This window comes from Leclercia sp. UBA5958, from assembly GCF_002430365.1.
Taxonomy (GTDB): Bacteria; Pseudomonadota; Gammaproteobacteria; order Enterobacterales; family Enterobacteriaceae; genus Enterobacter; species Enterobacter pneumoniae.
The window spans coordinates 715,924-736,446 of the sequence record NZ_DJCE01000007.1 but is presented as its reverse complement, the minus strand read 5'-3'; the positions used below and the strand labels follow the sequence as shown (position 1 = coordinate 736,446).

Sequence of the window (20,523 nt, the reverse complement as noted above, 5' to 3'; positions counted from 1 at the left end):
CAGAAAATGAGGTTGATCTTTAGTCGCACAGGGGTTACTGTATATCCATACAGTAACTACAGGGCTGGATTGATTATGTACTCTTCAGGCTATTCAAATCGCACAACATCTTTCACTTCAACTGCAGGCAATAGCGCAATGACTTCTTCTGCGCGTCCCTCCACCGGGCTGATTAGTGAAGTGCTCTACCGTGAAGACCAGCCCATGATGACCCAACTCCTGCTGCTGCCGCTTTTACAGCAACTGGGGCAGCAGTCTCGCTGGCAGTTGTGGCTCACGCCTAATCAGAAATTAAGTCGCCAGTGGGTGCAGTCAGCGGGTCTGCCTTTGACTAAAGTTATGCAGGTTAGTCAGCTTGCGCCTTGCCATACTGTTGAATCCATGGCCAGAGCATTGCGCACCGGTAATTACAGTGTGGTTATTGGCTGGTTTACTGAAGCATTAACGGATGATGAGCAATATTTGCTCGCTGAAGCGGCTGAAGAAGGAAACGCGCTGGGCTTTATAATGCGTCCGGTTCAGGTTGGTCCCCAGGGCAAGGGACACTTTTCTGGGCTAAAAATTCACTCGAATTTGTATCATTAAGTAAAAATAAGAGTTTTCCTGGAATTTTTTTTGCGGCACTTGTACACCATTAATTCCATGTGTAAATCCGACGAAGAGTCTTGTCTGGTGCGGTTTCTCTGATTTCGTTTGGCATGAATAACCACAATTTATGTTAAATATTGTGTATACAAAACTTTTTTTTTCATATGCCTGACGGAGTTCACACTTGTAAGTTTCCAACTACGTTGTAGACTTTACATCGCCAGGGGTGCTCGGCCTAAGCCGAAGATATCGGTAGAGTTACTCTATTGTCCCCGCCCCCCGGTGAAGGATTTAACCGTGAACTCTCATTGAGATTCTCATGGCGATTTTTGGATGATAACGAGGCGCAAAAAATGAAAAAGACAGCTATCGCGATTGCAGTGGCACTGGCTGGCTTCGCTACCGTAGCGCAGGCCGCTCCGAAAGATAACACCTGGTATACTGGTGCTAAACTGGGCTGGTCTCAGTTCCACGATACTGGTTTTATCAACAACAATGGTCCAACCCACGAAAACCAGCTGGGCGCTGGTGCATTCGGTGGTTACCAGGTTAACCCGTATGTTGGCTTTGAAATGGGTTACGACTGGTTAGGTCGTATGCCATACAAAGGCGACAACATCAACGGCGCATTCAAGGCTCAGGGCGTTCAGCTGACCGCTAAACTGGGTTACCCAATCACTGACGATCTGGACGTTTATACCCGTCTGGGTGGTATGGTTTGGCGTGCAGATGCTAAAGCTAACGTTCCTGGCGGCGCTTCCTTCAAAGACCACGACACTGGCGTTTCCCCAGTATTCGCTGGCGGCCTGGAATGGGCAATGACCCGTGACATCGCTACCCGTCTGGAATACCAGTGGACCAACAACATCGGTGATGCAAACACCGTTGGTACCCGTCCAGACAACGGCCTGCTGAGCGTAGGTGTTTCCTACCGCTTCGGCCAGCAGGAAGAAGCTGCACCAATCGTAGCTCCAGCTCCGGCTCCAGCTCCAGAAGTACAGACCAAGCACTTCACTCTGAAGTCTGACGTTCTGTTCAACTTCAACAAAGCAACTCTGAAACCAGAAGGCCAGCAGGCTCTGGATCAGATGTACAGCCAGCTGAGCAACCTGGATCCGAAAGACGGTTCCGTAGTGGTTCTGGGCTTCACTGACCGCATCGGTTCTGACGCTTACAACCAGGGTCTGTCCGAGAAACGTGCTCAGTCTGTTGTTGATTACCTGATCTCTAAAGGTATCCCAAGCAACAAGATCTCCGCACGTGGTATGGGCGAATCTAACCCAGTTACCGGCAGCACCTGCGACAACGTGAAAGCACGTGCAGCGCTGATCGACTGCCTGGCACCAGATCGTCGCGTAGAGATCGAAGTTAAAGGCATCAAAGACGTTGTAACTCAGCCTGCGGCATAAGTTATCGTCTTATAAAAAAACCCCGCTCTGCGGGGTTTTTTATTGCCTGCGAAAAAGCTAACGCTATTTTTTGCCCAGCAATGCCTGCAGATCGGTTTTCAGTGTCGACATCTTGCTGGCGTATTTTTCTTTATGTTCAGCATCTTCAATAAGCTGAACAATGGTCTCAGACAAGGTTTTCCCCCGACGTTGAGCCAGCCCCGCCAGACGCTGCCAGACTAAAAATTCCAGATCAATCGACTTCTTACGGGTATGCTGATGTTCAGCATTAAAATGCCGTTTACGCCGCGCGCGGATAGTCTGCTTCATGCGGTTCAGCAGTGTGGGGTTGATATGGCGTTCAATCCAGCCGTTAACCCGAACGGGGTCATTCTCGAGGGTCAACAATAAATCTACCGCTTCTTTCGCCGCACTGGCTTCAAGGTAGCAAGTTATCAATTCTCCTTCGCGGTGTTTTTTGACCAGGTACTTCCATTTCCAGCCGCTTTCGAGATTTTCCAGTTGTTGATATTTCATTGCGATCCCAATGTGACCGTGTAACTCTGTCCAGAATATCAGTTTTTTGCCAATCTGCTGAAAAGAAATCAACGCCTGTGACCGCCAGATGAGATTCACCGCGTGAAACTCCTATTCCTTCGTGGGCAGAGCCTGAGCCTTACGGTATAATCCATCGTTTTACATCTGACTAAAAAACATCAACTTTGACGATTACGAAATTAGCATGGCGTGACCTGGTTCCGGATACCGATAGCTATCAGGAACTGTTTGCACAGCCCGAGCTCGCGAAAGAAGACGAATCCGCATTAAGCGATACGCAGCCACGTTTGCATTACGCAATGGAGCAGGCGTTAAGCCCCTGGGCAACGTCGCCTTTTATGTTGCTGAAGGCACCGGATGAAGCGGAGTATCTCAACCTGCTGGCGGACGCCATGCGGCAGTTGTTGCCGGAGAATGACGCCGTCTCTGGCGGTACGTATTGCGTCAACGGCACGACTATCACCTTTACCCCCACTGAGATTGCAGATGGCCGTTTTGCGGTCACTGGCGGTGTTACAACGGCCGGTTGGGTAGAGGCTGAACAGCTTTTTGGCTGCTTGCGTCAGTTTAATGGTGAGGTCAGCCTCCAGCCGGGTCTGGTGCACCAGGCCAATGGCGGTGTCTTGCTCATCTCCCTGCGTACCCTGCTGGCCCAGCCGCTCTTGTGGATGCGTTTAAAGAATATAGTGAGCCAGCAGCGCTTTGATTGGGTCGGTTTTGACGAGTCTCGTCCACTTCCGGTCTCCGTTCCTTCTATGCCGCTGTCATTAAAAGTGGTCCTGGTGGGTGATCGCGAAGCACTGGCCGATTTCCAGGAGATGGAGCCGGAGTTGGCCGATCAGGCCATTTACAGCGAATTTGAAGACAACATTCAGATTGCTGATGCAGAAGAGATGCAGCAATGGTGTTTATGGGTAAACGCCCTGGCCGAAAGTGCTGGTCTGCCTGTCCCTGCCCCTGATGCCTGGCCAGTGCTGATTCGTGAAGCCGTCCGTTACACGGGCGATCAAGAGACCTTGCCCCTCTGCCCTCTGTGGCTGGGTAAGCAACTCCGTGAAGTGGCCGCTTTAACGCCGGATGCCTTCTTCACTGGCGAGCAATTGAGCCAGATGCTTTTGCAACGCCAATGGCGTGAAGGGTACCTCGCTGACCGGATGCAGGATGAAATCCTGCTTGATCAGATCCTGGTCGAAACGGAAGGTGAACGTGTCGGGCAGATCAATGCCCTGTCGGTGATTGAATTCCCGGGCCATCCGCGCGCCTTTGGCGAACCTTCGCGCATCAGCTGCGTTGTGCATATTGGCGATGGCGAATTTATCGACATCGAGCGCAAAGCGGAACTGGGCGGTAATATTCATGCTAAAGGCATGATGATCATGCAAGCCTATCTGATGTCAGAGCTACAGCTTGAGCAGCAGATCCCCTTCACTGCCTCGCTGACCTTTGAACAATCGTACAGCGAAGTAGATGGCGATAGTGCCTCCATGGCCGAGCTGTGTGCCCTGATTAGCGCGCTGGCCGACGTGCCAGTTAACCAGAGTATCGCCATAACCGGCTCAGTGGATCAGTTTGGTCGTGCCCAACCAGTAGGCGGCCTCAATGAGAAGATTGAAGGCTTCTTCACGGTTTGTCAGCAGCGTGGTCTGAACGGCAAACAGGGTGTGATCATTCCGCTGGCAAACGTGCGTCACCTGAGCCTCAGCCAGGATGTGTTGAAGGCAGTAGAAGAGGAACAATTCTCCCTCTGGGCGATTGAAGATATTGCGGATGCGCTACCCTTACTCACAAACCTGATATGGGATGGCGAGGGGCAGACAACGCTCATGCAGACCATTCAGGAACGCATCGCCCAGGCGACTCAGCAGGAGTCTCGTCATCGTTATCCGTGGCCGCTGCGCTGGTTGGGATGGTTTAGTCCAAACTGATCGGACTTGTTCAGCGTACACGTGTTAGCTATCCTGCGTCCTTCACTAAAATAAGGCTTACTGAGAACATGGTAGATAAACGCGAATCCTATACAAAAGAAGATCTTCTTGCCTCTGGTCGCGGTGAACTGTTTGGCGCGAAAGGCCCACAGTTACCGGCCCCGAACATGCTGATGATGGACCGTGTCGTGAAGATGACGGAAACCGGCGGCAACTTCGATAAGGGTTACGTAGAAGCAGAACTCGATATCAACCCGGACATGTGGTTCTTCGGTTGCCACTTTATTGGCGACCCGGTAATGCCAGGCTGCCTGGGCCTCGACGCGATGTGGCAGCTGGTTGGTTTCTACCTCGGCTGGCTGGGTGGCGAAGGTAAAGGCCGCGCGCTGGGCGTGGGCGAAGTGAAATTCACCGGTCAGGTTCTGCCAACTGCGAAGAAAGTGACCTACCGTATTCACTTCAAACGCGTTGTGAACCGTCGTCTGATTATGGGCCTGGCAGATGGTGAAGTGCTGGTAGACGGTCGTCTGATTTACAGCGCAACCGACCTGAAGGTCGGCCTGTTCCAGGATACGTCAGCTTTCTGATTGCTGACTGAAGGCGTTAAAGGCGAAACCTCCGCAATGCGGAGGTTTCTTTTTAAAGAGACGCTATCAAGCAAGTACTGCCCTGTCTCCGATGGCTTCTCGCCAGCCCCCTAACCATTGCGACCTTTGATTTAAGGTCTGATAGGGACACATTTCTTTAGAACGTCCGGCGATGCCAGCCTGATAACCACGTTGATGAGCCCTTTCAAGGCGATCTCGTTTCTGTCTCTTCATGCCTCGTTTCCCTCATTATTTGATCTGGTGGAAAAGAAAACAGTGATTACTAAATGTGCAATCACATCTAACGAATACCGCGAATAAAGCTCAGCGTCAATGCGCAAAATTCACGCTAGTGTCATAAATGTGAACTATACGGAAGTTCGTTTGTACAAAATCTGTGATGCGGCACAAGTAACAGACTGAGATACCATCAAAAAAAAACCGCAATCAGCGAGAGGCAGATTGCGGTTTTGGATAATGAATTTTACTTATGGCAAGCGTGAAATCTCACTGGCGATGCTTTTGGCTTCCTGCGCCCAGCCCTGCCCCAGCACCTTCACCATCTCTTCGTAGCCATCGTTCTGCTGTTTCAGCTCCAGATGGAAAGGACGTTTAATTAGCTGTCCCTGATGGTTAACCAGCCATTCGCCACTGATAATCACGCGCCCGTCATAGCGCCCGTGAAAACCGGTCACATTGACGTTAAGCGTATCCTGATCGCTACCCAGAGGCTGCGAAGCAACAACCCAGCCAGGTAACTGGCTGCTGAGGTTAGCCACCAGCGAATTGCGCAACTGCTGATCAAGCGGGCTTGCCCAAAGATTATTCGTTGCGATGACATACTTAACATCGCTGGTTTGATAAACCACGCCATTACCTGCCAGATAATCCGGCACCGCGACCTGTTCTACCCACAGTAAGCGGTTACCCTGGCTGGCCATGCTGTTGCCTCCCGTTTGGCTAGCCAGCGGCAACTGGTAATAGCTCTTATTGTCGCTACCCGAGCTACAGGCAGTCAGCACTGCTGCTGCGGCGATCAATAACCATTTTTTCATTATTTAGCCCCCTTCGGCTCAGGGTCCTTTTGATCTTTCGCTTCAAAGACCAGCGCGTTGCTCTTCGTATTCAACGTCTTCAGCACCGGCTGGAGTTCACGCAATACCTGATCGAGGCGCTGCATATCCGCCACCATCTTGTTATACGCGGCGGAGCCTGGCTGGAAGCCCTGCATGCTGCGATTTAGCTCGCGCAGCGTTTTCTGCATATCCTGAGGTAGCTGCTGCATCGACTGGCTGGCAGTGAGCTTATTCAGATTATCCAGCGTGGTCTGCAGACGACGCATCGTGGCCTGGCTCTCATTCAGAGAATGCGTGGCCGCTTCAAGCATCGGGTTCAACGGCAGGTTGTTAATCTTATCCAGCGTATCCATCAGGCGCTGCTGGATCTGCGCCAGCCCACTGCTCATGGTTGGGATGATTTTATACCCGCCAAACTCCCGCATTCCGGTAATGGCTGGCGCTTTCGGATAGAAATCCATATCTACATAGAGCGCGCCGGTCACCAGATTACCGGTCTTCAGCGAGCCGCGCAGACCACGGTTCATCAGCTCGGTAATATGCGTCCCGATATCCTGATCTTCACCTATCTGGTTGATCAGACGTTCCGGCTCAATGCGGATGAGCACCGGAATACGGTAGTCGTCATCCAGCACCTGTTTCAGTCCCGGTACAAAGAAGGGAACCTGACCAACCGTACCCAGGCGGATACCCCGGAATTCTACCGGCGCGCCCGGCTGCAGACCGCGGACAGAGTCTTTGAAGAACATCAGGTAATCGATGTGATCGGTGTAGAGCGCATCCTGTATCGATTTCTGGTCGTCGAACAGCTTAAAGGCACTTTTCTCTGCAACAGGCTGACCCAGCTCTTGTCCTTCCGGCACATCAAAGCTGACGCCGCCGCCAAACAGCGTGGTGAGCGAGCCCATTTCAACCCGCATACCGGCCGAGGTCAAATCGACGGCGATACCGCTATCCTTCCAAAAACGCACATTGCTGGTCACCAGACGATCGTTTGGCGCATTGATAAACAGTTGATAGCTTATGGTGCGTTTTTGGGTATCAAAGGTGCTGGTTTCGACCGAACCGACGCGATAGCCCCGGAACAGCACCGGGTCGCCCGGACTCAGCTGCCCGGCTTTATTGCTGTCGAGAATGACGCGGATACCCTTGGCATCAGGTGGCGCAAGGGGCGGAGAATCCAGAAGCTGGTACTCATTTTTTTGCCCGCCTTTGGTTCCCGGCTGCAGCTCAATATAGGCCCCGGAAAGCAGTGTCCCCAGGCCGCTAATGCCCTCGCGGCCAACCTGCGGCTTAACGACCCAAAAAACGGAGTCGCCCTGAAGCACCTTTTCCATACCGGCATTCAGGCGCGCTTTAATTTCGACATGGGTCAAATCGTCGGTCAGCGTCGCACTTTCCACTACGCCCACGTTTACGCTACGGCTTTTAATGGTGGTTTTCCCCCCCTCAATGCCCTCTGCGTTAGTGGTAATAAGGGTGACTTCCGGTCCCTGGTGGCTGTAATGATAAAACAGGATCCAGGCACCGATTAGCGCAGTCACGATGGGGAAGATCCAGACCGGCGACCAGTGTTTAACCTTCTGCACTTTCGCCTCTCCACTTTTGTTATCCATGCTTTTTATTATCCTCATGGTCTGGCTCTGGCTCACGATCCCACGATAAACGAGGGTCGAAGGTCAGGGCCGCAAACATGGTCATAATCACGACCAATGCAAACATCAGCGCTCCCAGAGCGGGATAGATATTCATCAATCCCCCTATGCGCACCAACGCCGATAAAACTGCAATGACAAACACGTCTATCATGGACCACCGGCCGACAAACTCGACGACTTCATAAATCAGGTGCATCCGTTCGCTATCACGTTGTCCGTGCCCATTTGCATCCCAGCAGAGCCAGCCAATCGCAATCATCTTCAGGGTCGGTACCATAATACTGGCAATAAAAATAACCAGCGCCACGGGATACGACCCCTCCCCCCACAGCAGAACAACCCCGGCCATAATGGTCGAGGGCATCTTGTCGCCAAGCAGATCGGTAATCATGATCGGCAGAATATTGGCAGGGAGATAGAGCATGATGGAGGTAAAGAGCAGCGCCAGTGTCCACTGAATGCTGTTTTTGCGCCGGACATGCCCTTTAGTGCCACAACGCGGGCAGACTCGTTGATCGGCCGGTAAAATCGCCGTACAGCAAGGACATGAGCGCAGACCCTGGCGAATTCCGGGAACGCCCACCTGCGGCGCATGCGGGAGCGCTGGCGCAGAAGCGATATCGTCCCATGCCCAGCGGCGATCCACGCACTGGAAAGCGCGCAACTGCAGTACACAGTACAGACACCAGGGAATAAAGCTGCTGCCGACCCCCACATCACCGTAAGCCATGAGCTTCACGAAACTGACCAGCACCCCGGCGAGGAAAATTTCAGCCATTCCCCAGCTTTTCAGCTGGAAGAGGATCCGCGCCAGCAAAATCTTTACGCTCAGGGGCATTTTGACGCGATTTACCAGCAGCAAAATGACCACCAGACAGAACGCCGGCACCAGTTGAACGAACAACAAGAAGAAGGTGCCGAGGCTGGCATAATCTTCGCTGAACATAACGCGGGGGATCTCCAGCAGTTCGACTTCGCTGGTGATACCCCCGACCTTCATATAGATGAACGGGAACAGGTTAGAGAGCAGCAGCATAAACAGGGCTGCAAACGCATACGCGGTGGGACGCTGGCGCGGTGCGTCCCACTCGGTTGTCAGCGTTGTCCCACAGCGGGGGCATGCCGCTTTATGACCATGCTCAAGTGCCGGGAGCGCCACGAGCAGGTCACACTGTGAGCATAAAATGTGCCTGTCGGCATGGTGATGTTCACACATTCTGGCTCCATATTTACTTAAGCGCCGTTTTTCAGAGCCTCAAGGTACTCCCAGCGTTCGAATGCTTCTTCCAGCGCCTGCTCGGCCAGCGCCAGATCCGCCAGGACTTTTTGAGTGTGGTCATGCGGCTGGTTGAAGAACGCGCCATCGGCGACCTGGGCCTGCAAGGCTTCAAGGTTTGCTTCCAGCTCTTCCATACGCTGCGGCAACCCTTCCAGCTCGCGCTGCAGATTATAGCTTAGCTTACTGCTGCCTCGTTTTACCGCTTCGGATTTGGTGACAGCGGCTTCCGCATCATTTTTGCTGCGGGATTGCTTCAGCGCCTGTGATTGAGACTGCTGCCCGCGGGCATCGTGATACCCCCCGACATATTGCCCGATGCGGCCTTCGCCTTCGAAGATCCAGCACTCGGTCACGGTATTGTCCACAAACTGACGATCGTGGCTGACCAGCAACACAGTGCCCTGATAACTATCAATCAGTTCTTCAAGAAGTTCCAGCGTTTCCACATCAAGATCGTTCGTCGGTTCATCGAGGATCAACAGGTTGCTGGGTTTCAGGAACAGACGTGCCAGCAGCAGTCGATTACGCTCTCCCCCGGAAAGTGCGCGCACCGGCGTCATGGCGCGTTTCGGGTGGAAGAGGAAGTCCTGCAGATAGCCCAGCACATGGCGCGGTTTCCCGTTTACCATCACCTCTTGCTTACCTTCCGCCAGGTTATCCATCACCGTTCTGTCAGGATCGAGCTCAGCACGGTGCTGATCAAAGTAGGCCACTTCCAGTTTGGTACCGCAGTGGACCCGGCCGCTGTCGGCTTTTAGCTGGCCGAGCATCAGTTTCAGCAGCGTGGTTTTACCACAGCCGTTAGGGCCGATCAGGGCTATTTTGTCACCGCGCTGAACCTGAGCCGTGAAGTTATTTACCAGCACTTTGCCATCAACCTGATAATTGACATTTTCCAGCTCGAAGACGATCTTCCCGGAACGGGCCGCCTCTTCTACCTGCATTTTGGCACTGCCCATCACTTCACGGCGTTGGCTACGTTCGTTACGCATCGCTTTCAGGGCGCGTACGCGGCCTTCATTACGGGTACGACGGGCTTTGATGCCCTGGCGGATCCAGACCTCTTCCTGCGCAAGCTTGCGGTCAAACTCGGCATTTTGCAGCTCTTCAACGCGCAGGTTCTCTTCTTTCTCCAGCAGATAGGTGTCGTAATCGCCCGGATAGGTCACCAGCTTGCCGCGATCGAGATCGACAATACGGGTGGCCATATTGCGAATAAACGAACGGTCATGCGAGATAAAGATAATCGTCCCGTTAAAGGTCTTCAGGAATCCTTCCAGCCAGTCGATAGCTTCGATATCCAGGTGGTTAGTCGGTTCATCCAGCAGCAGCACTTTCGGGCCGCTTACCAGCGCCCGGCCAAGCGCCGCTTTACGCAGCCAGCCGCCGGAGAGAGATGCCAGCTCCATGTCCGGATCCAGACCGAGCTGTTCCAGCACTTCGGTGATGCGATTTTCAAGCTGCCACAGGCCATGGTGATCCAGCAACTCCTGCAGGCGCGCCATCTCATTGAGATTTTTTTCGCTCGGATCGGTCATCACCAGATGTGAAATGTCGTGATAGCCCTTCAGATATTCGGCTTGCTCAGAGATCCCTTCCGCAACGAAATCATAAACTGTGCCCGCCACATTACGCGGTGGGTCCTGCTGCAGACGCGAGACGATAAGATCCTGCTCATAGACGATACGACCATCGTCCAGCCCCTGTTCACGGTTCAGGATCTTCATCAGGGTAGATTTACCCGCGCCGTTGCGGCCTACCAGACAGACGCGTTCGTTATCCTCGATATGCAGTTCAGTATCATCGAGAAGGGGAGCATCGCTAAAGGAGAGCCATGCGCCGTGCATACTGATTAATGACATTTACTATTCCTTTCAGGCGGCAGTAATAAGCCAGCAGTTGTGGATCTGACGGTTACGGGCGAAGTCCTGAGAGATCGTCTTTTGACTGATCTCTTCAGCTTTCAGTCCCAGAGCGCTCAGGCCGTCGTGATCCATGCGGAAGCCGCGTTTGTTGTTCGAGAACATGATGGTGCCGCCTTTGCGCAGCAGGCGCTTCAGGTCGGTCATCAGGCGCAGGTGGTCACGCTGAACGTCAAACGAGTCCTCCATACGCTTAGAGTTGGAGAACGTCGGTGGATCGATAAAGATCAGATCGAATTGTTCGTCGGTATCGCGCAGCCAGCCCAGTACATCGGCCTGCATCAGGCGATGCTGGCGGCCGGTCAGGCCATTCAGGCGCAGGTTACGTTCAGCCCACTCCAGATAGGTGCGGGACATGTCCACCGTGGTGGTGCTACGCGCACCGCCCAGGCCGGCGTGTACGCTGGCGCTTCCGGTATAGGAGAAGAGATTAAGGAAGTCTTTTCCTTTGCTCATCTGGCCCAGCATCTTACGGGCGATGCGGTGATCGAGGAACAGGCCAGTGTCCAGATAGTCCGTAAGATTCACCAGCAGACGCGCGTTATATTCTCCCACTTCAAGGAAGTCGCCTTTCTCGCCCATCTTCTGGTACTGATTTTTGCCTTTCTGACGTTCACGGGTTTTCAGCACCAGCTTATTCGGGGCAATACCCAGCACGCCGATGGTTGCCGCAATCACATCCAGCATACGCTGGCGGGCTTTCTGCGCGTCGATAGTTTTCGGTGGCGCATACTCTTGCACGATAACCCAGTCGGCGTAACGGTCAACGGCTACGTTGTATTCAGGCAGGTCGGCGTCGTACAGGCGATAGCACTCTATGCCCTCCTGCTTCGCCCACTTTTCATATTTCTTCAGGTTCTTACGCAGACGGTTCGCGTAGTCTTCCGCCACGGTGGTCGGCTTGCTTTCGCCGGATTTCTCCGCGAGATGATAGTTTTTCTGCACGCAGTCCAGCGGGCCGTTTTTGGCTGTGAACTGGCGGTCGGCGCGCAGCTGCAGGCAGCTCAGTAGTTCCGGAGAAGCGCTAAACAGCGACAGATTCCAGCCGCCAAACTGATCTTTCATGATCCGGCCCAGCAGGCTGTGCAGAGCGATCAGAGCTGGCTCGCTGTCCAGACGTTCGCCGTAAGGCGGGTTGCTAATAACCGTGCCGTACGGCCCTTTCGGCAGTGGATTGCTCAGCTGCGCCACGTCTTTCACGTTGAAATCGATAAGCTCGCCAATGCCCGCCCGACGGGCGTTGCTGCGCGCGCGCTCAATGACGCGGGAGTCGCTGTCCGAGCCGTAGAAACGCGAACCGTAAGCCGCCAGCCCGGCGCGGGCGCGGGTCTGTGCTTCGGCCTTCACCTCTTTCCAGATGGCGTCATCGTGCTGCGCCCAGCCGCTGAACCCCCAGTTGCCACGGTGCAGACCCGGCGCGCGATCGGTGGCATACATAGCGGCTTCAATCAGCAGAGTACCTGAACCACACATCGGATCGAGCAGCGGAGTGCCCGGCTGCCAGCCAGAACGCATGACAATCGCGGCGGCCAGGTTTTCTTTGATCGGCGCCGCACCGGCGCGATCGCGATATCCGCGCTGATGCAGACCTTCACCGCTCATGTCCAGTGAAAGGCTCGCCGTCTCTTTGTTCAGCCACACGTTAATACGCAGATCGGGGTTTTCACGATCAACGTTCGGGCGCTCACGATTTTTACGGGTAAAACAGTCGACCACGGCGTCTTTCACACGCAGCGCGCCGTACTGGCTGTTGCGGATCTCATCATTCACGCCGTTGAAGTGCACCGCAAAGGTCGCCCCCGGCGCAAAGATCTCTGTCCAGTCGATCATCTGTACGCCGGTGTAGAGATCGAGATCGCTATAGACCTTAAACTCTTTCATCGGCAGCATGATGCGCGAGGCCAGGCGGCTCCACATCAGGCTCTGGTAAATAAGCCGTGTGTCGCCCTCAAAATGGACACCACCCTGAACCACCTGACACGCTGTCGCGCCCAGGCTTTCCAGTTCAGTTTTTAACAGCTCTTCCAGCCCACGGGCCGTACTGGCAAACAGAGAATTCATATCGTCACTTTTACTCTTAGAAAATTGCTGCGCATTATAGCTAATATGCGCTCTATGTCATAAAGTTGAGGGCTTATTTTCATTTGCGGGAGATTGCCGTGCCTACGTTATCAAGGCTTTTTATCCATCCGGTCAAATCGATGCGTGGTATTGGGCTGACGCATGCACTGGCAGATGTCAGCGGTTTTGCCTTTGATCGTATTTTTATGCTCACCGAAACGGATGGTACTTTCATTACTGCGCGTCAGTTTCCGCAGATGGTCCGCTTTATCCCTTCTCCGCTGCACGATGGTTTACACCTGACCGCGCCGGATGGCTCCAGCGCCGTGGTACGTTTTAGCGATTTTGCCCCGGACAACGCACCGACGGAGGTATGGGGTAACCACTTCACCGCGCATATCGCGCCTGAGGCCATTAACCGCTGGCTGAGCGGCTTTTTCGCGCGTGACGTGCAGCTACGCTGGGTCGGACAGACTCCTACGCGTCGCGTGAAGCGCCACGAGGGTGTTCCCCTCTCCTTTGCCGATGGCTATCCCTACCTGCTGGCCAACGAGGCCTCCCTGCGTGATCTGCAAAACCGCTGCAAGGCCAGCGTGCAGATGGAGCAGTTCCGCCCCAATATTGTGGTAACCGGCGCGCAGCCCTGGGAAGAGGACACCTGGAAAGTTATCCGCATTGGTAGCGTTATTTTTGACGTGGCGAAGCCGTGCAGCCGCTGTATCTTCACCACCATCAGTCCGGAAAAAGGGCAGAAGCATCCTGCGGGCGAGCCGCTGAAAACGCTGCAATCATTCCGTACGGCGCAAGATAACGGCGACGTGGATTTCGGTCAGAACCTGATAGCGCGCAATAGCGGCGTGATCCGCGTGGGCGATGAGGTTGAAATTCTCGCAACCGGGCCGGCGAAAGTTTACGGCGCCGGCGCAACGGAAGAGGAGATCGAGGTAGAGAGCCAGCCGCAAAGCACCGTGACTATTCAGTGGCAAGATAAAACCCTGAACGGCAATAATCAGCAGATTTTACTTGAGCAGCTTGAGCAGGCAGGTATTCGCGTACCCTATTCCTGCCGTGCGGGCATTTGTGGGAGCTGTCGTATTCGGTTGCTGGATGGGGAAGTGACCGCATTGAAGCAATCCGCCATGGGTAATGACGGCACGATTTTGTGCTGCAGCTGCGTCCCTAAAACGTCGCTACAGCTGGCGCCTTAAACGGCCTGCTCCAGACTGAACGAATCCACCCGCATTTGCGGTTTGAGGCGGTCATTCATTACTTTTATTGCATCACCTAACTGCATTGTGCGCCCGGCAATCACCACACCGGGCTGCGCCAGCAGGCAGAGCGCGGCGTTTTCGCCAGACTCAACCACCAGCAAACTTACCTCTTCTGCCGTATCGCTCAAATGAACGCAGGCAGCATCCCCCATCGCCGGACTCCAGCGCTGACCATGGGCGAGGAAATGCCAGCTTTTAGGCATTTGAGGTTTGAGGAAGCGGATCGCCACCAGAGCATTAAGCACCAGTTCAGCACGCTGTTCTTTAGAGAGTTCCAGGTCGCGGCATTTCTCTTCAAAAGAGAAATAGAGCGCGGCATCATCCACGCAAAAACCGCTGGGGGCGAAGGCGTCTGGGGTTAACATCCGGCGGGCAAAACGAGAACGAAAAAGCATACCATTGGCTAAATCCAGCATCATGCGATCGTGCTCTTCACAATAATACCAGCGCCAGTTATCGTCAGGTTTAATTCGCATTTGCCTCTCCCGTCCCCGAAACGTCCTGTCGTAAGAAAGTCCTTATTACCGTCTCGTTTTTTTACTTCAATAATCAAAGACTATAATGTCTAAATAAGCAACAGTCCCGGAATATAAAACAACCAGAGCTGGAAATAAAGCCCTGGTCGTCATAATGAGAGAAAAGATTAGAGGTGATTAACGATTTCTTTTATCAGCGGCGGGCCTTTAAAAATAAAGCCAGAATAAATTTGCACCAGCGAAGCGCCGGCGGCCATTTTTTCGCGGGCCGCCATTATCGAGTCAATGCCACCCACGCCAATAATCGGCAGTTGACCTTTTAATTCCGCTGACAGGCGGCGAATAATTTCTGTACTTTTTAATTGCACCGGTCGGCCACTGAGTCCTCCCGCTTCGTTGCAATGCTTCATTCCCTGTACCAGAGATCGATCCAGTGTCGTATTGGTTGCAATAACGCCATCAATATTATGGCGAACTAAGCTGTCGGCAACCTGGATCAATTCTTCTTCAGAAAGATCCGGGGCGATCTTCACGGCGACCGGTACATATTTATGATGCCGGGACTGAAGATCATTCTGCTTATTTTTTATCGCAATTAATAAATCGTCGAGGGCATCGCCATATTGCAACGAGCGTAAGCCCGGGGTGTTCGGCGAAGAGATATTCACCGCAATATAACCCGCATAGGCATAGACTTTTTCCATACAAATCAGATAGTCATCTTTACCCTGCTCTACCGGCGTATCTTTATTTTTACCGATATTGATACCCAGCACGCCATCGAAATGGGCCTTTTTCACGTTCTCGACCAGGTGGTCCACACCTAGGTTGTTAAAGCCCATCCGGTTGATCAACCCTTCGGCCTCGACCAGGCGGAACAGACGCGGTTGCTCATTGCCCGGCTGCGGGCGTGGCGTGACGGTGCCGATCTCAATAGAGCCGAACCCCATCGCACCCAACGCGTCGATACACTCACCGTTTTTGTCGAGTCCTGCTGCGAGACCCAACGGATTTTTAAAGGTCAGCCCCATACACTGCACCGGTTTATCCATCACTTTCTGGCGCACTAGCGCTTCGAGCGGCGTTCCTGTGATACGGCGTAATTGCTGGAATGTAAATTCATGGGCGCGCTCTGGATCGAGCTGAAAAAGGGCTTTACGAACGAAGGGGTAGTACATGAACTCTCCTGGATTCCCGGTGTGCAAACCGGGGGCGTATTATCTGCGAATCTTGCCCGAAAGGGAATTGACCTGCGGCAAAAAAAGCGTGGAGCAACGCAATCGTTTACGTTCCCTCTCCTCCTTATTCGTTTTTTAGCATTTCACTTGCGTATAAATCATTTAGTGGAATAAGCGCGCAATGACACACTGCCTGTAAATGTTATCAATGTTAGATAAAAGCAAACAATTGGTTATAAGGAGCATCTATGCGCGTTATTACTCTGGCTGGAAGTCCGCGTTTTCCTTCACGCTCCAGCGCACTGCTGGAATATGCCCGCGAGAAACTTACCTCGCTGGAGGTCGAAGTATGCCACTGGAATCTGCACAACTTTTCCCCAGAGGATCTGCTTTATGCCCGCTTCGATAGCCCGGCATTAAAGGCTTTTAGTGAGCAGTTGCAAGGCGCAGACGGCCTGATTGTGGCGACCCCGGTCTATAAAGCCTCGTTTTCCGGCGCGTTGAAAACGCTGCTTGATCTGCTTGCGGAACGCGCCCTTGAGGGCAAAGTGGTGCTACCTCTTGCCACAGGCGGCACGGTGGCGCACATGCTGGCGGTAGATTATGCCCTCAAACCGGTGCTTAGCGCCCTGAAAGCGCAGGAGATCCTGCACGGCGTATTTGCCGATGATTCGCAAGTCATTGACTATCAGCATAAACCGCATTTCTCCCCCAACCTGCAAATCCGGCTTGATAGCGCCCTTGAGACCTTCTGGCAGGCGCTGCATCGTCGTGACGTCCAGGTTCCTGCTTTTGGTCAGTTGAAAGGAGTCGCCCATGTTTAACACCCTCACCCGCCTGAGCCTGGCCGGTATCATCGCGATCGCCTCCTTTGCCCAGGCCGCCGAACCCGCACCGGAAAATCTGCGGATTGGTTATCAGAAAGGTAGCGTCAGCATGGTGCTAGCTAAAAGCCATCAGTTACTGGAAAAACGCTACCCAAACACCCATTTTTCATGGGTCGAGTTTCCGGCGGGGCCACAAATGCTGGAAGCCTTAAATGTGGGCAGCATTGATTTGGGTAGCACCGGCGATATTCCCCCCATCTTTGCTCAGGCCGCCGGCGCAGACCTTGTGTATGTTGGCGTCGAGCCGCCAAAACCAAAAGCGGAAGTGATTCTGGTGCCGGAAAACAGCCCGATCAAAACCGTCGCCGATCTCAAAGGCCGCAAAGTGGCGTTCCAGAAAGGCTCCAGTTCACACAATCTGTTGTTACGAGCCCTTCAGCAGGCCGGTCTAACGTTTAAAGAGATACAGCCAGTCTATCTTTCCCCGGCCGATGCCCGCGCCGCGTTTCAGCAACATAATGTGGACGCCTGGGCTATCTGGGATCCCTACTACTCCGCAGCCTTGCTGCAGGGGGGAGTTAGAGTGCTGAAAGATGGGGAAACCCTGAAACAGACCGGCTCTTTCTATCTGGCAGCGCGTCCTTATGCGGAAAAGAACGGTGCCTTTATTCAGGGGGTGCTGGATACCTTCAGCGACGCAGATGCCCTGACCCAGAGCCAGCGGCAGGCCAGTATCGCTCTGCTGGCAAAGACTATGGGTCTTCCTGAGCCGGTCATTGCCAGCTATCTGGATCACCGCCCACCCACCGTCATTAAGCCGGTGGATACTCACACCGCGGCGTTGCAGCAGCAGACCGCCGACCTCTTCTACGAAAATCGACTGGTACCGAAAAAAATCGATATCCGTGACCGTATCTGGCAACCCACAGCGCATAAAGGAGCAAAATCATGAGTCTGAATCTGTTCTGGTTTTTACCTACCCACGGTGATGGCCACTATCTTGGCACCGAGTCCGGTGCACGCCCGGTGGATCAGGGCTATCTTCAGCAGATTGCCCAGGCGGCGGACCGGATTGGGTTTACCGGGGTGCTTATCCCGACCGGACGTTCCTGTGAAGATGCCTGGCTGGTCGCCGCTTCGATGATTCCGGTGACTCAGCGCTTAAAATTTCTGGTGGCATTGCGCCCGAGCGTCACCTCGCCAACGGTGGCAGCGCGTCAGGCCGCCACGCTGGACCGTTTATCCAATGGCCGCGCTCTGTTTAACCTGGTGACCGGGAGTGACCCACAGGAACTGGCTGGCGATGGCGTGTTTCTGGATCACGCCGAGCGTTACGAAGCCTCGGCTGAATTTACCCGCGTCTGGCGGCGCCTGCTGGAGGGGGAGACGGTTACCTTCGAGGGCAAACATATCCACGTCCGCGATGCGAAGCTCTACTTCCCGCCGGTGCAGCAGCCGCGCCCACCGCTCTATTTTGGCGGTTCATCAGATGTGGCCCAGGATCTTGCCGCTGAGCAGGTCGATCTCTATCTCACCTGGGGCGAGCCGCCGGAACTTGTGAAAGAAAAGATTGAACAGGTTCGCGCCAAAGCGGCGGCGCGCGGGCGCAACGTGCGTTTTGGTATCCGCCTGCACGTGATTGTGCGTGAAACGAACGAAGAAGCCTGGCAAGCAGCCGATCGCCTGATTGCCCATCTGGACGATGAAACCATTGCCCGAGCGCAGGCTGCTTTCGCCAGAACCGACTCCGTAGGACAGCATCGGATGGCCTCCCTCCACCAGGGTAAACGCGAAAATCTGGAGATTAGCCCTAACCTGTGGGCCGGGGTCGGTCTGGTGCGCGGGGGCGCCGGCACGGCGCTGGTGGGGGATGGTCCGACCGTGGCGGCGCGGATTAATGAGTATGCCGATCTGGGTATCGACAGTTTTATTCTCTCTGGTTATCCCCATCTGGAAGAGGCGTACAAAGTGGGTGAGCTTCTTTTCCCTCATCTGGATGTTGCTATCCCGGAGGTCCCACAGCCGCAGCGCCTGCAACTGCAGGGCGAGGCGGTCGCCAACGAATTTATTCCGCGTAACGTCGCGCAGAGCTGAGGAGGACGTATGGCGAAACCTTCCCCAACCTGGCTGCTGCGTATTGCGCCCTGGGTACTGCCTGTCAGCATCGTGGCTATCTGGCAACTGGCCTCGTCAGTGGGCTGGTTGTCGAGCCGGATCCTCCCCTCTCCGGAAGGGGTGATAGAGGCTTTCTGGGCGCTAAGTTCAAGCGGCGAGCTGTGGCAGCATCTGGCGATCAGCTCCTGGCGGGCGTTGATTGGCTTCACAATCGGCGGGACGATCGGTCTGACGCTGGGGCTGATCAGCGGGCTTTCCCGCTGGGGCGAGCGGCTACTGGACACCTCCATCCAGATGCTGCGAAACGTGCCGCATCTGGCGTTGATCCCGCTGGTGATTCTGTGGTTCGGCATTGATGAGAGTGCCAAGATTTTCCTGGTGGCCCTCGGCACCCTCTTCCCTATCTATATCAACACCTGGCACGGTATTCGTAACATTGATCGTGGGCTGGTCGAGATGGCACGCAGCTATGGCTTATCGGGCTTTGCCCTGTTTATCCATGTGATCCTCCCCGGCGCCCTGCCCTCGATTATGGTGGGGGTACGTTTTGCCCTCGGCCTGATGTGGTTAACGCTGATTGTGGCAGAGACCATTTCGGCCAACTCCGGTATCGGCTACCTCGCGATGAATGCCCGCGAGTTCCTGCAGACCGATGTCGTCGTGGTGGCGATTATTCTATATGCCCTGCTCGGCAAACTCGCCGACGTCAGCGCCCAGTGGCTGGAACGTATCTGGCTGCGCTGGAATCCGGCCTATGTCAAAAGTGAGGCACACGCATGAATACTGCACGCTTGAACCAGGGAACGCCGTTGCTGCTGAACGGCGTGACCAAACGCTACGGTGACAACACCATTCTGAACCAACTTGATCTGCATATCCCCGCCGGGCAGTTTGTAGCAGTGGTTGGCCGTAGCGGCGGTGGCAAGAGTACGCTGCTGCGCCTGCTCGCCGGGCTGGAGGCCCCCAATGGTGGTGAACTGCTGGCGGGCAATACGCCGCTGGCGGAGATTCAGGATGATACCCGAATGATGTTTCAGGACGCGCGCCTGCTGCCGTGGAAAACGGTTATCGATAACGTGGGTCTGGGGCTGAAAGGTCACTGGCGGGAGGCGGCAAGCCAGGCGCTGGCCGCCGTGGGTCTACAGGATCGCGCGAGCGAATGGCCCGCAGCGTTGTCCGGGGGGCAGAAACAGCGCGTCGCTTTAGCCCGGGCGCTGATTCACCGCCCGGGTTTGCTGCTGCTGGATGAACCGCTTGGCGCACTCGATGCCCTGACGCGGATAGATATGCAGGGTTTGATTGAATCCCTCTGGCAGGAACACGGGTTTACGGTATTGCTGGTAACCCATGATGTGAGCGAAGCCGTGGCGATGGCCGATCGCGTGCTGTTAATAGAAGAGGGGAAAATTGGTCTGGATCTGAACGTGGATATCCCGCGTCCGCGGCGCGTCGGGTCGGCGAGGCTGGCGGAACTGGAAGCGGAGGTGCTGGATCGGGTGATGAAGCGTGGGGTAAGTGAGCGGGAATTGTTTAAGGTTAATGCCTGATGCCCTCACCCCGGCCCTCTCTCACGGCGAGAGGGAAAAATAAGAAACGGCAACCAGGGTTGCCGTT

At 54.5% G+C, this 20,523-nt stretch carries 19 protein-coding genes; 10 read left to right on the top strand and 9 right to left on the bottom strand.

The window, feature by feature from the left end; translation table 11 throughout:
* Positions 1-75: 75 nt before the first annotated feature.
* Positions 76-585: an SOS-induced cell division inhibitor SulA gene (sulA, locus tag B2Q93_RS12850; RefSeq protein ID WP_046886668.1), complete on the top strand. Its 510-nt coding sequence runs from the start codon at positions 76-78 to the stop codon at positions 583-585.
* Positions 586-941: 356 nt separating this feature from the next.
* Entirely contained in the window at positions 942-1,997 is a 1,056-nt protein-coding gene (ompA, locus tag B2Q93_RS12845) for a porin OmpA (RefSeq protein WP_046886669.1), read from the top strand.
* Positions 1,998-2,060: 63 nt separating this feature from the next.
* Here the strand turns inward: ompA and matP are convergent, their stop codons facing one another.
* Positions 2,061-2,513 carry a macrodomain Ter protein MatP gene (gene matP / locus B2Q93_RS12840; RefSeq protein ID WP_040076287.1) on the bottom strand — a complete coding sequence of 151 codons (453 nt, stop codon included), beginning with the start codon at positions 2,511-2,513 and terminating at the stop codon, positions 2,061-2,063.
* 185 nt (positions 2,514-2,698) lie between these two features.
* On the opposite strand from matP, the gene B2Q93_RS12835 reads away from it, so the two are divergent.
* Positions 2,699-4,459, top strand: coding sequence for a Lon protease family protein (locus B2Q93_RS12835; protein ID WP_286933363.1), 1,761 nt, complete (start codon positions 2,699-2,701; stop codon positions 4,457-4,459).
* A gap of 68 nt (positions 4,460-4,527) precedes the next feature.
* Entirely contained in the window at positions 4,528-5,046 is a 519-nt protein-coding gene (fabA, locus tag B2Q93_RS12830; protein WP_040076289.1) for a bifunctional 3-hydroxydecanoyl-ACP dehydratase/trans-2-decenoyl-ACP isomerase, read from the top strand.
* A gap of 66 nt (positions 5,047-5,112) precedes the next feature.
* Here fabA and rmf read toward each other — a convergent pair whose 3' ends face one another.
* The 6 genes from rmf to rlmKL form a co-directional block, all read right to left on the bottom strand.
* Positions 5,113-5,280, bottom strand: a complete 168-nt coding sequence (gene rmf / locus B2Q93_RS12825) for a ribosome modulation factor (protein ID WP_010429337.1) — start codon at positions 5,278-5,280, stop codon at positions 5,113-5,115.
* A 254-nt stretch (positions 5,281-5,534) separates the two neighbouring features.
* Positions 5,535-6,101, bottom strand: coding sequence for a membrane integrity-associated transporter subunit PqiC (pqiC, locus tag B2Q93_RS12820; RefSeq protein WP_040076290.1), 567 nt, complete (start codon positions 6,099-6,101; stop codon positions 5,535-5,537).
* Positions 6,101-7,738, bottom strand: a complete 1,638-nt coding sequence (pqiB, locus tag B2Q93_RS12815) for an intermembrane transport protein PqiB (RefSeq protein ID WP_046886671.1) — start codon at positions 7,736-7,738, stop codon at positions 6,101-6,103. The genes pqiC and pqiB overlap by 1 nt, the downstream gene beginning before the upstream one ends.
* Positions 7,731-8,996, bottom strand: a complete 1,266-nt coding sequence (gene pqiA / locus B2Q93_RS12810) for a membrane integrity-associated transporter subunit PqiA (RefSeq protein ID WP_286933359.1) — start codon at positions 8,994-8,996, stop codon at positions 7,731-7,733. Before pqiA ends, pqiB begins: the two co-directional genes overlap by 8 nt.
* Positions 8,997-9,013: 17 nt before the next feature.
* Positions 9,014-10,921 (bottom strand): ABC transporter ATP-binding protein, encoded by a 1,908-nt coding sequence (locus B2Q93_RS12805; RefSeq protein ID WP_040076294.1) that lies wholly within the window; start codon positions 10,919-10,921, stop codon positions 9,014-9,016.
* Positions 10,922-10,933: 12 nt separating this feature from the next.
* Entirely contained in the window at positions 10,934-13,042 is a 2,109-nt protein-coding gene (gene rlmKL, locus B2Q93_RS12800; RefSeq protein WP_286933357.1) for a bifunctional 23S rRNA (guanine(2069)-N(7))-methyltransferase RlmK/23S rRNA (guanine(2445)-N(2))-methyltransferase RlmL, read from the bottom strand.
* 98 nt (positions 13,043-13,140) lie between these two features.
* On the opposite strand from rlmKL, the gene B2Q93_RS12795 reads away from it, so the two are divergent.
* A complete protein-coding gene (locus B2Q93_RS12795; protein WP_286933355.1) occupies positions 13,141-14,250 on the top strand; it encodes a YcbX family protein in 1,110 nt (369 codons plus the stop codon).
* Here the strand turns inward: B2Q93_RS12795 and zapC are convergent.
* On the bottom strand, positions 14,247-14,789 hold the full coding sequence (zapC, locus tag B2Q93_RS12790; protein ID WP_040076298.1) for a cell division protein ZapC: 543 nt from the start codon (positions 14,787-14,789) through the stop codon (positions 14,247-14,249). The two genes, B2Q93_RS12795 and zapC, sit on opposite strands and share 4 nt — an antisense overlap.
* A 167-nt stretch (positions 14,790-14,956) precedes the next feature.
* Positions 14,957-15,967 (bottom strand): quinone-dependent dihydroorotate dehydrogenase, encoded by a 1,011-nt coding sequence (gene pyrD / locus B2Q93_RS12785; RefSeq protein ID WP_040076299.1) that lies wholly within the window; start codon positions 15,965-15,967, stop codon positions 14,957-14,959.
* A gap of 248 nt (positions 15,968-16,215) precedes the next feature.
* Here pyrD and ssuE point away from each other — a divergent pair, with 248 nt between their 5' ends.
* The 5 genes from ssuE to ssuB are packed head-to-tail and all read left to right on the top strand — an operon-like array spanning position 16,216 to position 20,456.
* A complete protein-coding gene (ssuE, locus tag B2Q93_RS12780) occupies positions 16,216-16,791 on the top strand; it encodes an NADPH-dependent FMN reductase (RefSeq protein WP_233803899.1) in 576 nt (191 codons plus the stop codon).
* The gene (locus B2Q93_RS12775; protein ID WP_286933354.1) at positions 16,784-17,746 is read left to right on the top strand and encodes a sulfonate ABC transporter substrate-binding protein; all 963 of its coding nucleotides are present in this window, start codon (positions 16,784-16,786) and stop codon (positions 17,744-17,746) included. Before ssuE ends, B2Q93_RS12775 begins: the two co-directional genes overlap by 8 nt.
* Positions 17,743-18,888, top strand: coding sequence for an FMNH2-dependent alkanesulfonate monooxygenase (gene ssuD / locus B2Q93_RS12770; protein WP_207293405.1), 1,146 nt, complete (start codon positions 17,743-17,745; stop codon positions 18,886-18,888). The genes B2Q93_RS12775 and ssuD overlap by 4 nt, the downstream gene beginning before the upstream one ends.
* Before the next feature lie 9 nt (positions 18,889-18,897).
* On the top strand, positions 18,898-19,689 hold the full coding sequence (ssuC, locus tag B2Q93_RS12765) for an aliphatic sulfonate ABC transporter permease SsuC (protein ID WP_040076304.1): 792 nt from the start codon (positions 18,898-18,900) through the stop codon (positions 19,687-19,689).
* Positions 19,686-20,456 carry an aliphatic sulfonates ABC transporter ATP-binding protein gene (gene ssuB, locus B2Q93_RS12760; protein WP_286933352.1) on the top strand — a complete coding sequence of 257 codons (771 nt, stop codon included), beginning with the start codon at positions 19,686-19,688 and terminating at the stop codon, positions 20,454-20,456. Before ssuC ends, ssuB begins: the two co-directional genes overlap by 4 nt.
* The last annotated feature ends 67 nt before the right edge of the window (positions 20,457-20,523 follow it).